Annotated in this window: 12 protein-coding genes; 6 read left to right on the forward strand and 6 right to left on the reverse strand. The window is 62.6% G+C overall.

Annotated elements, in window-relative coordinates; all coding sequences use genetic code 11:
* Window positions 1–115: 115 nt before the first annotated feature.
* The gene (locus tag YUO_RS0129150) at window positions 116–391 is read right to left on the reverse strand and encodes a YiaA/YiaB family inner membrane protein (RefSeq protein ID WP_028350439.1); all 276 of its coding nucleotides are present in this window, start codon (window positions 389–391) and stop codon (window positions 116–118) included.
* A 44-nt stretch (window positions 392–435) separates the two neighbouring features.
* Entirely contained in the window at window positions 436–1,131 is a 696-nt protein-coding gene (locus YUO_RS0129155; protein WP_028350440.1) for a PspA/IM30 family protein, read from the reverse strand.
* 101 nt (window positions 1,132–1,232) lie between these two features.
* On the opposite strand from YUO_RS0129155, the gene YUO_RS0129160 reads away from it, so the two are divergent.
* Window positions 1,233–1,841 carry a TetR/AcrR family transcriptional regulator gene (locus YUO_RS0129160; protein WP_028350441.1) on the forward strand — a complete coding sequence of 203 codons (609 nt, stop codon included), beginning with the start codon at window positions 1,233–1,235 and terminating at the stop codon, window positions 1,839–1,841.
* A 151-nt stretch (window positions 1,842–1,992) separates the two neighbouring features.
* Window positions 1,993–2,454 (forward strand): hypothetical protein, encoded by a 462-nt coding sequence (locus YUO_RS46575; protein ID WP_035727907.1) that lies wholly within the window; start codon window positions 1,993–1,995, stop codon window positions 2,452–2,454.
* Between the two features lie 79 nt (window positions 2,455–2,533).
* Here the strand turns inward: YUO_RS46575 and YUO_RS0129170 are convergent, their stop codons facing one another.
* The 4 genes from YUO_RS0129170 to YUO_RS0129185 form a co-directional block, all read right to left on the reverse strand.
* Window positions 2,534–2,887, reverse strand: a complete 354-nt coding sequence (locus tag YUO_RS0129170) for a hypothetical protein (RefSeq protein WP_156908814.1) — start codon at window positions 2,885–2,887, stop codon at window positions 2,534–2,536.
* Window positions 2,888–3,145: 258 nt separating this feature from the next.
* Window positions 3,146–3,559, reverse strand: a complete 414-nt coding sequence (locus YUO_RS0129175) for a Rieske (2Fe-2S) protein (RefSeq protein WP_028350444.1) — start codon at window positions 3,557–3,559, stop codon at window positions 3,146–3,148.
* Window positions 3,560–3,575: 16 nt separating this feature from the next.
* The gene (locus YUO_RS0129180; protein WP_028350445.1) at window positions 3,576–4,688 is read right to left on the reverse strand and encodes an amidohydrolase family protein; all 1,113 of its coding nucleotides are present in this window, start codon (window positions 4,686–4,688) and stop codon (window positions 3,576–3,578) included.
* Between the two features lie 81 nt (window positions 4,689–4,769).
* Window positions 4,770–5,831 (reverse strand): amidohydrolase family protein, encoded by a 1,062-nt coding sequence (locus YUO_RS0129185; RefSeq protein WP_028350446.1) that lies wholly within the window; start codon window positions 5,829–5,831, stop codon window positions 4,770–4,772.
* A gap of 341 nt (window positions 5,832–6,172) precedes the next feature.
* On the opposite strand from YUO_RS0129185, the gene YUO_RS0129190 reads away from it, so the two are divergent.
* From YUO_RS0129190 to mdoH, 4 genes are all read left to right on the forward strand, one after another.
* On the forward strand, window positions 6,173–7,885 hold the full coding sequence (locus YUO_RS0129190) for an FAD-dependent oxidoreductase (protein WP_028350447.1): 1,713 nt from the start codon (window positions 6,173–6,175) through the stop codon (window positions 7,883–7,885).
* A gap of 66 nt (window positions 7,886–7,951) precedes the next feature.
* On the forward strand, window positions 7,952–8,422 hold the full coding sequence (locus YUO_RS0129195) for a hypothetical protein (protein ID WP_028350448.1): 471 nt from the start codon (window positions 7,952–7,954) through the stop codon (window positions 8,420–8,422).
* Window positions 8,423–8,541: 119 nt separating this feature from the next.
* Window positions 8,542–10,050, forward strand: coding sequence for a glucan biosynthesis protein G (locus YUO_RS0129200; protein ID WP_028350449.1), 1,509 nt, complete (start codon window positions 8,542–8,544; stop codon window positions 10,048–10,050).
* Window positions 10,051–10,124: 74 nt separating this feature from the next.
* Entirely contained in the window at window positions 10,125–12,182 is a 2,058-nt protein-coding gene (mdoH, locus tag YUO_RS0129205; protein WP_430649565.1) for a glucans biosynthesis glucosyltransferase MdoH, read from the forward strand.
* Window positions 12,183–12,210 lie beyond the last annotated feature (28 nt).

Below are 12,210 nucleotides of genomic sequence, written 5' to 3' on the forward strand. Positions count from 1 at the left end.
TTCAGTTTGCTTTGCCTGGTAGCGAGTTGCCGCTTCTGGTGAGAGCGAAGGCGGACGAGCGAACGGCGGATGCCGAAACATCCGCCGTCAGCCCTCGCCAGCACCACGCCACAGGTTACGCGGCTTTGGAAACTTCCATTAGTAGCCGCTCGGCCTTTGCGTCCTCAATGCGGTTCACCAGCTTGCCGCTCTCGTGCATGTCGCGCACGGTCTTGGTCAGGGTGACGCAGGACTGCACCAGCATCACAATGCCCATTGCGAGATAGCCCTTGATCCAGAGATCAAGCGGCAGGAAGAACACGCCGACAGCGACCATGAAGGCCGAGGCGGCAAACGAAATGTAGGTGAAGGTAACCCAGGCACCGCTGTGGGGTTGGACGTTCTGGTTCATGACAATCTCCTGTTGATATGGGTTTTAATCGATCGGGTTCAGTTTCAGGCAGCTTGCGTGCGTTTGGCGTTCAACCGCGCGAGCACGTCGTCCGCGGTTGATTTCAGGCGTGGCCCAAAGCCCTGTTCGGCGAGCTTTTCGGCGGTCGCCAGCGGACCGCCGGCGGCATCGAGTTCGATCAAGGCATCGGCGGCGGCCTGGGCCTCGATCTGCCGGTCGCGCAGCCGCTTGAGCGTGTTCTCCGCTTCCGGCAGCGTGGATTCATAAGGCCGCGCCGCCTCGACCCCACCCCGGCGCAGCGCGCGAACTGCTTCTGACGCGCGGGCAATGCGACGGCCGCGATCAAGTTCGGTGATCCGCGCCTCGGCGTTGGCGACCTGGCGCTTCATGCGCGTGATTTCAGACGCAAACAGGGTCCGCGCGGTCATCGCGGCGTCGCGGTCGGCCTCGAGATTGGCGATTGCCTGCGCCGCTTCGCGGGCGAGATCTTCCCTTCCGCCGTCGAGCGCGGCGGTGGCGCGGACTTCGAGATCGGCGATGCGAGCGTTGGTGGCGTCGAGACGGCGACCCTCCTGCTGGTCGCCCGCGATCGCCAGCGCCAGCGAGCGCTTGGAACGTTCGACAGCCGCGGCGGCGTCACGCATCTGCTGATCGAGAATGAGCAGCGCCGCGCGGTCTTCCAGTTCTTCTCCCGCGGCAGCCACGCTGCCCCGGAAAAGCGTCAAAACAGTTTTGAACATTGGTAGCTCCCTGTGTTATGAGCATTGCTCATGAAAAGATTGTAGCAGCACCGTGAGCATTGCTCAAGAAATATTTTGAGCATTGCTCAAGATTGGAAAAGATGTCTAAGGCATTGGAAAGGCGAGCCAAACTTCGAGAATCCCTGATCGAAGCGGCGGAGCGACGGATTGCCGCAGGGGGGCTGGCGGGTCTGAAAACGCGCGATCTGGCGCGGGACATCAGCATCGCCAACGGTGCGGTCTACAATCTCGTCGAAGATGTGGACGAACTGATCCTGCGGGTCGGGTCGCGCACGCTGGCGCGGCTCGACGCCACGCTCACGGCTGCCGAAGCCGAAGGGCCGCCCTCCCCTCGCGAGACGCTGGTCCGCATTGCGGTCGCCTATTGCGATTTCGCCGCCGAGAATCTCGAACTGTGGCGCGCGCTGTTCGAGCATCGGATGGCGCCGGGCAAGCCGGTGCCGGAATGGGCGATCAGCGAACAGATGAATCTATTCCGCCATATCTATCGCCCGCTAGCAGAACTCTTTCCGAAGCGCACGGCGGACGAACTCGGCGTGACCGCACGCAGTCTTTTTTCGGCCGTGCATGGCATGGTGCTGCTCGGCCTCGAGCAGAAGCTGATCGCGGTGCCGGTCGAAGCATTGCGCGAGGAGATCGCGGCGATCGTGCGCGCGATGGTCGATGGGCTCACCGCAACGAGCCGTTGAGTTTCGATGCTTGCGCCACGCGCTTAATGAATCGGAATTTAGTCAGGCTCCCGGGGAGTTGAAGGTCGGATCACTGCAAACGAATGGTGATTCCTCGCAATCATCGCCACCTGCGTGGTTGGGAGCGCTCTTGCTCAAACGGAGAATGGTTATGTTGCGGAAGATGATAATCGCGTTGTTGGCCGTTGCATCGGTCGGCCTGGCTTCACCGACAATGGCGCTGGCGCGTGGCGGCGGAGGTGGAGGCCATGGCGGCGGCTTTGGTGGCGGCGGCTTTGGTGGCGGCGGCTTTGGTGGCCGCGGCTTTCACGGCGGCAGCATCGGCGGTGGCGGCTTCCACGGTGGTGGCTTTGGCGGCTTCCATGACGGTGGTTTTCACGGCGGCGGTTTCGCCGGTGGATTCCATCATGGCGGCTTCGGCCGCGGATTCCATGGCGGTTACGGACGCCGTTTCGTGTACGCTCCCGGGTTCGGCTACGGCTTCTACCCGTACAGCTATTATGATTACGCCTACGATCCCTACGCCTACTACGGCGACGGCTGCTATGTGGTGAGGCACCGTGTGCACACCAAACATGGCTGGCGGCTACGACCCGTTCAGGTCTGCAGTTGATCACATATCGGTTCATATCATCAGGTGATCTCAGCGCGCTCTCCGACTGAGGTCACCTCCTTGACCGGTGAGGTCTCGGTCAATCGCGATCGTCGCGGTCGTGCTCCGGCAGGCGCTTCCATGGATCCTCGCCTCTCGGAGGCTCGCCAGGTCCATAATTCTCCACGATCAAATCTTCAAGCCAGAGCGCGCCGTGCGGGCCAGCGACGCGCTTCGAGCGCAATGCGCTGGTCCAGTTGCACACCTCGGGTTGATAGTACACATAGCGACTGCTCTTCGCCCTGATCGCGAAGAAGAGGTAGGCGCGGCCCGGCTCGAAGTAAAATTCGCAATCCATGTCCTTGTAGACGTCGAGCAGCCTGATGCGGGCGGCCAGTTTGTCGGCGCCCTTCCAAACTCGATCCACGTCGACGGTCCAGGTATGATCCTTCACTTCCATCACCCTGCCGGTGAAAACGTATTGAGTGCGTGCGAAGCCCTGGGCAGGCGAGATTGTATCGCACGCGCAGGCATGCGCGATGTCAGATCCCGCCGCCGACAGACACAGCAATCCAACAAGCCAAGCAAGAACCTTAAAGGGCGACCGGCACGAGATGTAATGGGTCATATCCCACCTCCCTCGAAAGGAGTCGAGCCAAAGGTGCAGGCCGGCATGTCGCGCCGCGGTCGGCTCAAGATGCAGCGCAATCGGCTACACCTCTACAATCACGTAATTGTCCTCGACGCGGACCGGAAACGTCTCGGCCACGTAAGGCCCCTTCTGCAGTTCTTCGCCGCTTTCGACCGCGACCGGATAGGAGCGCACCTTCACCCGTTTCGGATCGAACCAGGACTGGCCGTTGCGCATGTCGAATTCCCAGCCGTGCCACGGGCAGCGCAAGAGCTCGCCGACGCGGGAGCGCTCATACACGCCGGGCTCCGGTGAGGTCAGCCGCGCCACGCAGGCGGCCTTTTCCAGCGGCGCGCCCTCGTGCGGGCAGCGGTTGAGCAGCGCGAAGAACTCGCCATTGACGTGGAATACGACGATGTCGCGGCCCTCGATGCCGAACACCTTGTTGCCGCCGGGCGGGATATCGGACGTGCGGGCGACGATGTGGCGGGCCATGTGATCCTGTCGTTACTTAGAGCTTGTAGAGGGCGCGCGCGTTGCCGTTGAAGATTTTCCGGCGCTCGGTTTCGGTCAGCGGCGTCTTGAACGCATAGCGCGGATCGTCGAAATCCCAGTGCGGGTAGTCCGACGAGAACAGCAGGCGATCGGCGCCGACCCATTCGATCAGCGAGCGCAGATGTTTTGCTTCGTCCGGCTCGTCGATGGGCTGCGTCGTAAACCAGAAATGCTCCTTCACATATTCGGACGGACGGCGCTTGAGGTGCGGCACCTCGCTGCGGAACGCCTCAAAGTGCCGGTCCATGCGCCAGGTGGCAGATGGAATCCAGCCGAAGCCGCCTTCGATGAAGACGATCTTCAAGTTCGGGAAGCGCTCTGGCACGCCTTCGAGCACGAGGCTCGTAAGCTGCGCAGCCATGGTGTGCGCGTTCGACTGGTGCTCCTCGACGTAATACGACGGCCAGCCGCCGCCGGTCGGCGCATGCCCGCCATAGCCGCCGACATGAATGCCGAGCGGCAGGCCGAGCTCCTGCGCGCGGGCATAGATCGGCCAGTAGCGGCGGCGGCCGAGCGGCTCGTTGGCGCGCGGGCAGACGTTGATCTGCACATAGCGGCCGATCTTGGCGCAGCGCTCGATCTCGGCGATCGCGAACTCTGTGTCGTCCTGGCCGGCGAGGATCGAAGCCTTCAGCCGCGGCTCGCGATCGGACCAGAAGGCGAGTTGCCAGTCGTTGATGGCGCGCTGGATCGCGGCGCCGAATTCCAGGTTCTGCTGCGAGAAGATGAAGAGATCGAGCACCTGCAAGATGCCGAACTCGATATCGAGCGGATCGAGATGCTGCTTGCGCATGAAATCGAGATCAGAGCCCGGAGGTCCGCCAGTCGGCGGCCAGGCATCGCGGCGCGCGATCAGCGGCGAGGAACGCGGATAGGGCGTGGTGCCGATATAGGGCGTGCGCAGATGACTGCCGTAGGTGCGTAAGTGCTCCTGCCAGCGCTTCGGCATGAACTGCTCGATATCGGCATGCGCATGAATGCTCGGATGCACGTCGCAATCGATGATGCGCAGCCGGCTTTGCGCGGCGGCTTCCTCGGCGAGGATGGGGCGGTCGATGACGTCACTCATGCGATCCTCCTTGCGTAGACTCTTTGTTTGAGCATGATCTTTTCGGAAAATCGATGCCCACTTTTCTGGATCATGCTGTATTCACGCGGCGAGCTTCAGCCGCGGAAAGGTCTCTAACGGATTGTCGGCACACATACGCGAGACAATGCTATCAGGCAGATGCGGCGGCATCGGATCGTCGCCGTCGAACTGCCAGTGCGGATAATCGGATGCGAACAGGAACATCTTGTCGGAGCCGACCTGCTCGATGATGTCGGCGACGCCGGCCGCATCAGGCGGACCGTCGAACGGCTGCATGGTGACGCGGACATGGTCGCGGATGATTGCGGCCGGCTCGCGCTCGACCCAGGGCACCTCGACGCGGACGCCGCGCCAGCTCTTGTTGGCGCGCCACATGAAGGCCGGCAGCCAGCTCACGCCCGACTCCATCAGCACGACCTTGAGATCGGGGAATTTGCCGAACACGCCCTCATAGATCAGGCTCAGCACCTGGGCCTGAAACGCCTGCGCTTCGGCCAGATAATATTCGTAGCGATAGGACGGCCAGCCGATCGAACTCGGCGCGGTGCGATAGGCGCTGCCGGCGTGGATCGCGACTGGAAGTTTGTGTTTTGCGGCGGCCTGCCAGACCGGCCAGTAGTGCCGGCGTCCGAGCAGCGTTTCGCCCTGCGCCATCACCAGCACGGAGACAAAGCGATTGTCGCCGGCGCGGCGCTCGATTTCTTCCACTGCCAGATCCGGCGCCTGCAAGGGCAACACGATCGAGGCGCTCAGCCTTGAATCCTTCGAAAGCCATTCGGCCGCGATCCAGTCGTTGATCGCCTTGCAGAAACCGGCCGCCATGTAGGAATCGAACACCGCCTGTGCGCCATAGACCACGTTGCAGATCGCGTGGCTCGAACCAAGCTGGTCGAACGCGCCGCGCTGCACCATCTCGAGATCGCTGCCCGGCTTGCCATTGGCCGGCCGCCAGTCGGCGCGGCCGGAGAACGGCATGCTGGGGGGATAGGAGTTGAGATCGAGCCCGTCGATGGCGCGGCTGACGACCTGCTCTTTCCAGTGATCGTCGAGATAAGGCAAGAGCGTGGTGCGGGTGCCGCCCACCGCGGGATGGATGTCGCAGTCGATCCGCGTGGCCGCCATCAGGGTTCCTCGGATACTGGTTCTTGACGAATTCTTGGCGATCTTGATGTCGCACCGGCAAATGTGCCGCCGATGCTCGGTCGGGGCAAGCGCTTTACCGAAAGGCCGCCCTGCTCTGGATGCACGCCGTGTTTCCCTTCTCCCCTTGTGGGAGAAGGTGGATCAATCGCGCAAGGCGCGATTGAGACGGATGAGGGGTCTATCTCCGCGGAGAGAACCCCTCATCCGCCTTCGCTGCGCGAAGGCACCTTCTCCCACAAGGGGAGAAGGGAAGTGCCCGCCGATTGACAGGCCAGTCGATCCCCATCCAAATATCTGCCCATTCAATGAGGGCGGATCGCGTGGCTGGCAACGAACAAGAGACTTACGAATGCGACGCGCTGGTGGTGGGCTCTGGTTGTGCCGGAATGTCGGCAGCGGTCACCGCGGGGCATCGCGGGCTCAACGTTCTCATCGTCGAAAAGGAGCCGCGCTTCGGCGGCACCACTGCCCGCTCCGGCGGCTGGCTGTGGATTCCCGGCACTTCGCTGGCGAAAGCGTGGGGCATCGAGGAAAGCCCGGATCAGGCACGAACCTATCTGCGCCACGAGGCCGGCAACAGTTTTGACGCCGCGCGCGTCGATGCGTTTCTCTCCGCCGGTCCCGAGGCGGTGGACTTTTTCACCAGCAAGACGGCCGTGCAGTTCGACATGCCCTTGACCTTTCCGGATTACCACGCGGAAGCTCCGGGCGGCGCGCAGGGCGGTCGCTCGATGGTGACGCGGCCGTTCGATGGCCGCGAACTGGGCGAGCATATCAAGGATCTCGGCAATCCCCTCCCCGAACTCACCGTGTTCGGCATGATGCTGGGCTCCGGCAAGGAGATCATCCATTTCATGCGGGCGACCAAATCGCTGACCTCGGCGGTCTATGTCGCAAAACGCCTGTCGAAACATTTGATGGACGTGATGCGCCACGGCCGCGGCATGACCTTGACCAACGGCAATGCGCTGGCCGGGCGGCTGGCGAAATCCGCGTTCGACCTGAAAATTCCGCTGTGGCTGTCCTCGCCCGTGCATGAACTGATCGTCGAGGACGGCGCGGTGCGCGGCGCGATCGTCGAGCGCCGTGGCAAGCTGGTGCGTATCATCGCCAAGCGCGGCGTGGTGCTCGCCTGCGGCGGCTTTCCGCATGATGCGGCGAGGCGCAAGACGATGTTTCCGCACGCGCCCACCGGCGCCGAGCATTTTTCGCCGGGCCCCGTCGGTAACACCGGCGACGGATTGCGCCTGGCGGAGACCGCCGGCGGCCGCATCGAGGATACGCTGCCGAACGCGGCGGCCTGGGTGCCGGTCTCCATCACCGAGCGCAAGGACGGCTCCAAGGGCGTGATGCCGCATTTCATCGATCGCGCGAAACCCGGCGTGATTGCGGTGATGCGCAACGGCAGGCGCTTTGCCAATGAAGGCAATTCCTATCATGACTTCGTGCAGGCAATGGTGAAGGCTGCAAAGCCCGGCGAGGAGATCACCGCGTTCCTGCTGTGCGATCACCGCGCGCTGCGAAAATACGGCCTCGGCTGCGTGCCGCCGTTTCCGATGCCGCTGCGCCATCATCTCGCCACCGGCTACCTCAAGCGCGGCGCAACACTGGCTGAACTGGCTGATAGAACCGGCATCGATCGACAGGGGCTCGAAGCGACGATCGCCGAGTTCAACGCCTCGGCCGCGGAGGGGCGCGATCCCGCGTTTGGCAAGGGATCGCGCGCCTATAACCGCTACCAGGGCGATGCGCTGCACGGGCCGAACCCCTGCGTCGCGCCGATCAAGGACGGACCGTATTATGCGATCAAGCTGGTGGTCGGCGATCTCGGCACCTATGCCGGCATCAAGACCGATGTGCATGCCCGCGCGCTCGACGAACACGGCCAGCCGATCACCGGCCTCTACGCCGCCGGCAACGACATGGCGAGCATCATGGGCGGCAACTATCCCGGCGCCGGTATCACGCTGGGCCCCGCGCTGACGTTTGGATACATCGCCGGGAAGCATCTTGCGGGCGGGGCTGCGCACTAGAAATGTCCGGAGCTGGAACGAACCTCGATGGAATCGATTGTCTCGAATCGAACCGGAGACCGTTCCATGCGCGTGCCGCACCTTTGCGCTGCCATCGTCGCTTTGAGCTTCGTTCCCGTCCTCGCCGTTGCCGGTGACACCGAGTGGCGGCGATACGTGATCGCGAGCACCGGGACCAGCGTCGACATGCCGGTCTCGATCTTCACCGTCGACGCCGGACCGCCGGAAGGCGGCACAGGACGGCGCTTTTTCACCGACGACCGCCGCGCCGACCTGACGGTGCAGTCCGTTCCCAATGCCCAGAACGATTCGCCCGCCTCGTTTCTGGCCAAGATGCGGCCGCCTGCCGGCATCATCTATAGACGGATCACGTCTGATTTCTTCGTTGTGTCCAGCATTCGCAAGGAACGCATTTGGTACAACCGCTGCAACCGCGGCAACGGCACCCTGAACTGCGTGATGATCAATTACCCCGTTTCCGAAAAACGCCAGTGGGACGACGTGGTCACGCGTATAAGCCATACGCTGCGAAGCTAGCGCGCTCGTGATCGGATCTTAGCAATCAGAAAAAAATAGCAGTTCTATTCCGGCGCGGGGAACCGTCCAGTGTGCGCTGCGTTGCAGATGGTCCGCATCAGTAACCGCGAGGTTGTTTCGTGAATCGCAGGGATTTCCTCGCAGCTTCTGCGTTACCATTGGTAACCAGCACGGCATCCAGGCTTTTGTCCACCGCCCATGCCCAACCTGCGCCGTTCGATCGATCCATCGTCCGGCAAATGGCGCGCGACCTCGCAAGCAAAGCCTACAAGGCGCCAAGCGAGAAGTTGCCCGACAATCTCGCCAATATCGACTACGATCGTTATCGGGCGATCCGGTTCTTGCCGGACCGCGCGCTGTGGCGCGGCGAAAAATTGCCGTTCGAGGTGCAGTTTTTCCATCGCGGATTTTTCTACAAGAACCGCGTCGACCTATTCGAGGTGAAGGACGGCCAGGCAGCGCCGATCGCCTACCGGCCCGACATGTTTTCATTCGGCGACCTGGCGCCGCCCGGCCCGGCAGTCGATCTCGGCTTTGCCGGCTTTCGCCTTCATGCGCCGATCAACAAGCCCGACTATTATGACGAAGTCTGCGTCTTTCTCGGCGCAAGCTATTTCCGCGCCGTAGCCAAAGGACAATTGTACGGCCTTTCGGCGCGGGGGCTCGCCATCAACACCGGCGAAGCCAAGGGCGAGGAATTCCCCTTCTTCAAGACGTTCTGGATCGAGAAGCCGGCGCCGGGCGCCAACTCCATCGTCGTGCACGCGTTGCTCGACAGCGAGAGCGCCGCCGCGGCTTATCGCTTCACCATCCGCCCCGGCGACACCACCGTGTTCGACGTCGAAATGGCGATCTATCCGCGCGTCGATCTGCAACAAGCCGGTCTCGCGCCGATGACCAGCATGTTCTTCTTTGGGTCGAACGACCGCAAGGACGTCGAAGACTTCCGTCCGTCGGTGCATGATTCAGACGGCCTCGCGGTTTTCAACGGCCGCGGCGAGGAGCTTTGGCGGCCGCTGCACAACCCGCGCGATCTTCAGGTCTCTTCGTTTGGCGATATCAACCCACGCGGCTTCGGCCTGATGCAGCGTCAGAAGGATTTTTCCGCCTACCAGGACCTGGAATCGAATTTCGAGCGGCGGCCAAGCCTGTGGGCGGAGCCGATCGGCGATTGGGGCGAAGGCGAAGTGAAGCTGCTGGAAATCCCGACCAAGGAAGAGATTCACGACAACATCGCATTGTTCTGGCGTCCCAAAGCGGCGTTGCCGGCCAAGGGCGAGCACACCTACACCTACCGTTTGCACTGGGGGCCGGATGCTCCAAAGTCGACGTCACTGGCGCGATTTTCCCGAACCGGCATCGGCACACGAGGCGACAACGCGACGCTCTTCGTGCTTGACGTGACCGGCGAGCGGCTGAAATCGGTCGATCCGAAAAGCTTGCGCGGTGTCGTGACAGCTGAAAAGGCGAAGATCCAGAACATCGTTACCCAACCAAATCCGGCGACAGGCGGCTGGCGATTGAGCTTCGAGTTGTTGAAGGAAAAGGCCCCGGTCGAACTCCGCGCATCGCTCGTGCAGAACGAGGAGGCGGTATCGGAGGTCTGGGTTTATCGATGGACACCTTGACGAAGGCCGGCGGTTCGCCCGGAAAGCGGGATATCCCGCTGACCGATTTCCTTCCTCCGGAATCGCCGACGGATATGACGGTGCAGGCGCTGCGGCGGTTCGAGCCACCGCCGGCGCCCGATTTTGCGCCGCTGTGGATCCGGCGCGCCTTCGTTCTGACCGGCACCGCGATGCTGACCGCGGCAGGCTGTTATGAGATGTACCGTGTGCTCCGGGTCGGCGGTGTCACGGTCCTGGAGTCGATCATCCTTGCGCTGTTCGTACTGCTGTTTGCATGGATAGCCTTCTCCTTCATGTCGGCGCTTGGCGGTTTCTTCGTGCTGCTGTTGAGAAGGAAGGATGAGCTCGGCATCGACGCCAGCGCGCCTCTGCCCGCGATCCACAGCCGCACCGCGATGCTGCTGCCGACCTATAATGAGGACCCCTATCGCGTGCTGGCAAGATTGCGCGCGATCTACGAATCGGTCGAGCAGACCGGACACGGCGCGCAGTTCGACTGGTTCGTGCTGAGCGACACCACCGATACCGCGATCTGGATCGCCGAGGAAAAATGCTTTCTCAAGCTTCGGCAGGACGTCGGCAGCGCCGCCGCAATCTTCTATCGCCACCGCCCTGAGAACACCGCGCGCAAGTCGGGCAATATCGAGGAGTGGGTCAGGCGGTTCGGCTCCAAATATGAATGCATGCTGATCCTGGACGCCGACAGTTTGATGACGGGCGACAGCGTCGTTCGGCTCGTTGCCGCGATGGAGGCGCATCCGAAGGCCGCGCTGATTCAGACGCTACCGGTCATCGTCAATGCAAGATCGCTGTTCGCGCGCTGGCAGCAGTTCGCAGGCCGCCTGTACGGTCCGATGCTGGCCGCGGGGATCGCATGGTGGCATGGCTCGGAAGGCAATTACTGGGGCCACAACGCCATCATTCGCGTCCGCGCCTTTGCACAACATGCAGGGCTACCCGAACTCAGAGGACGCAAGCCGTTCGGCGGGCATATCATGAGCCATGACTTCATTGAAGCGGCGCTGATGCGACGCGGCGGCTGGGCCATCCACATGGCGCCGACGCTCCGCGGCAGTTACGAGGAATCTCCGCCCACGCTTTCAGATTTTGCCGCGCGTGACCGTCGCTGGTGCCAGGGCAATCTGCAGCATCTGGCGCTGCTGCCGACCCGCGGCTTTCACTGGGTCTCGCGGCTTCATCTGCTGACGGGGATCGGGTCATACCTCACCGCGCCGCTCTGGCTGATCTTTCTTGTTTTCGGAATCCTGGTCTCGTTGCAAGCGCAGTTCGTACGGCCTGAATATTTTCCGAAAGGATATTCGTTGTTTCCGCAATGGCCGGCGCAGGATCCGGTCCTGGCGGCATGGGTATTTGCCGGCACGATGGGAATGCTGATCGTGCCGAAGCTGTTGGCCTTCATCGTGCTCCTTGCCGATCGCGACACGCGCAGGAAGTTCGGCGGCGGCCTGCTGGTGCTTGCCGGCATCGGTGCCGAGACAATCCTTTCCGGTTTGACCGCGCCTGTCATGATGATCTTCCAGTCGTCGGCTGTCGGTGAAATCCTGTTCGGGCGCGACGCAGGATGGCAGGTTCAGCGCCGGGACGACGGCGCAGTCGCGCAGCGCGACATCCTCGGCATCTATTCGGTGCCGACATTGATTGGCATCGCCATGGCCATCAGCGCCTATGCCGTGTCGCTGTCGTTGCTGCTGTGGATGACGCCGGTGATCCTCGGGCTGCTGCTTTCCATTCCGATCGCGATGCTGTCGTCGTCGCCGCGTGCAAACCGCCGGTCCGGATTGTTCAGGACCCCCGAGCAGACGGCGCCGCCGCCGGTGCTGGCGCGCGCCAATGAGCTCGCGGGCGCGCCGCATTCGTCGCTCCCCTGCCCGCTGTGCGAATTGCTCGACGATGCTCGCCTGCTCGAAGCACACCTGAACAACCTCTCCGGGCAAAAGCCGCGGAAGCGCGGCGACGTCGATCCGCATCTCGCGATCGCGCGCGCGAAGATCGAAGATGCCGAAACGTTCGAGGAAGCTGCGGGGTTTCTGGGCCCGCGCGAGAAGTTCGCGGTGCTCAATGCACCGGCGGTTCTTACCGGCTTGTTGGCGTTGCCCGACCATCGAGCGTGAGACGAGTTCCTTCGAGGTTTTACCTCAT

Origin of the sequence: Bradyrhizobium murdochi, from assembly GCF_000472965.1 — a bacterium.
Lineage (GTDB): Bacteria > Pseudomonadota > Alphaproteobacteria > Rhizobiales > Xanthobacteraceae > Bradyrhizobium > Bradyrhizobium murdochi.

Excerpts from the sequence above, each read along its gene's own strand:
- YUO_RS0129195 (WP_028350448.1), top strand. The coding sequence starts at position 7,952 with ATGCGCGTGCCGCACCTTTGCGCTGCCATCGTCGCTTTGAGCTTCGTT.
- mdoH (WP_430649565.1), top strand. The coding sequence starts at position 10,125 with ATGACGGTGCAGGCGCTGCGGCGGTTCGAGCCACCGCCGGCGCCCGAT.
- YUO_RS0129150 (WP_028350439.1), bottom strand. The coding sequence starts at position 391 with ATGAACCAGAACGTCCAACCCCACAGCGGTGCCTGGGTTACCTTCACC.
- YUO_RS0129155 (WP_028350440.1), bottom strand. The coding sequence starts at position 1,131 with ATGTTCAAAACTGTTTTGACGCTTTTCCGGGGCAGCGTGGCTGCCGCG.
- YUO_RS0129175 (WP_028350444.1), bottom strand. The coding sequence starts at position 3,559 with ATGGCCCGCCACATCGTCGCCCGCACGTCCGATATCCCGCCCGGCGGC.
- YUO_RS46575 (WP_035727907.1), top strand. The coding sequence starts at position 1,993 with ATGTTGCGGAAGATGATAATCGCGTTGTTGGCCGTTGCATCGGTCGGC.
- YUO_RS0129180 (WP_028350445.1), bottom strand. The coding sequence starts at position 4,688 with ATGAGTGACGTCATCGACCGCCCCATCCTCGCCGAGGAAGCCGCCGCG.
- YUO_RS0129185 (WP_028350446.1), bottom strand. The coding sequence starts at position 5,831 with ATGGCGGCCACGCGGATCGACTGCGACATCCATCCCGCGGTGGGCGGC.
- YUO_RS0129160 (WP_028350441.1), top strand. The coding sequence starts at position 1,233 with ATGTCTAAGGCATTGGAAAGGCGAGCCAAACTTCGAGAATCCCTGATC.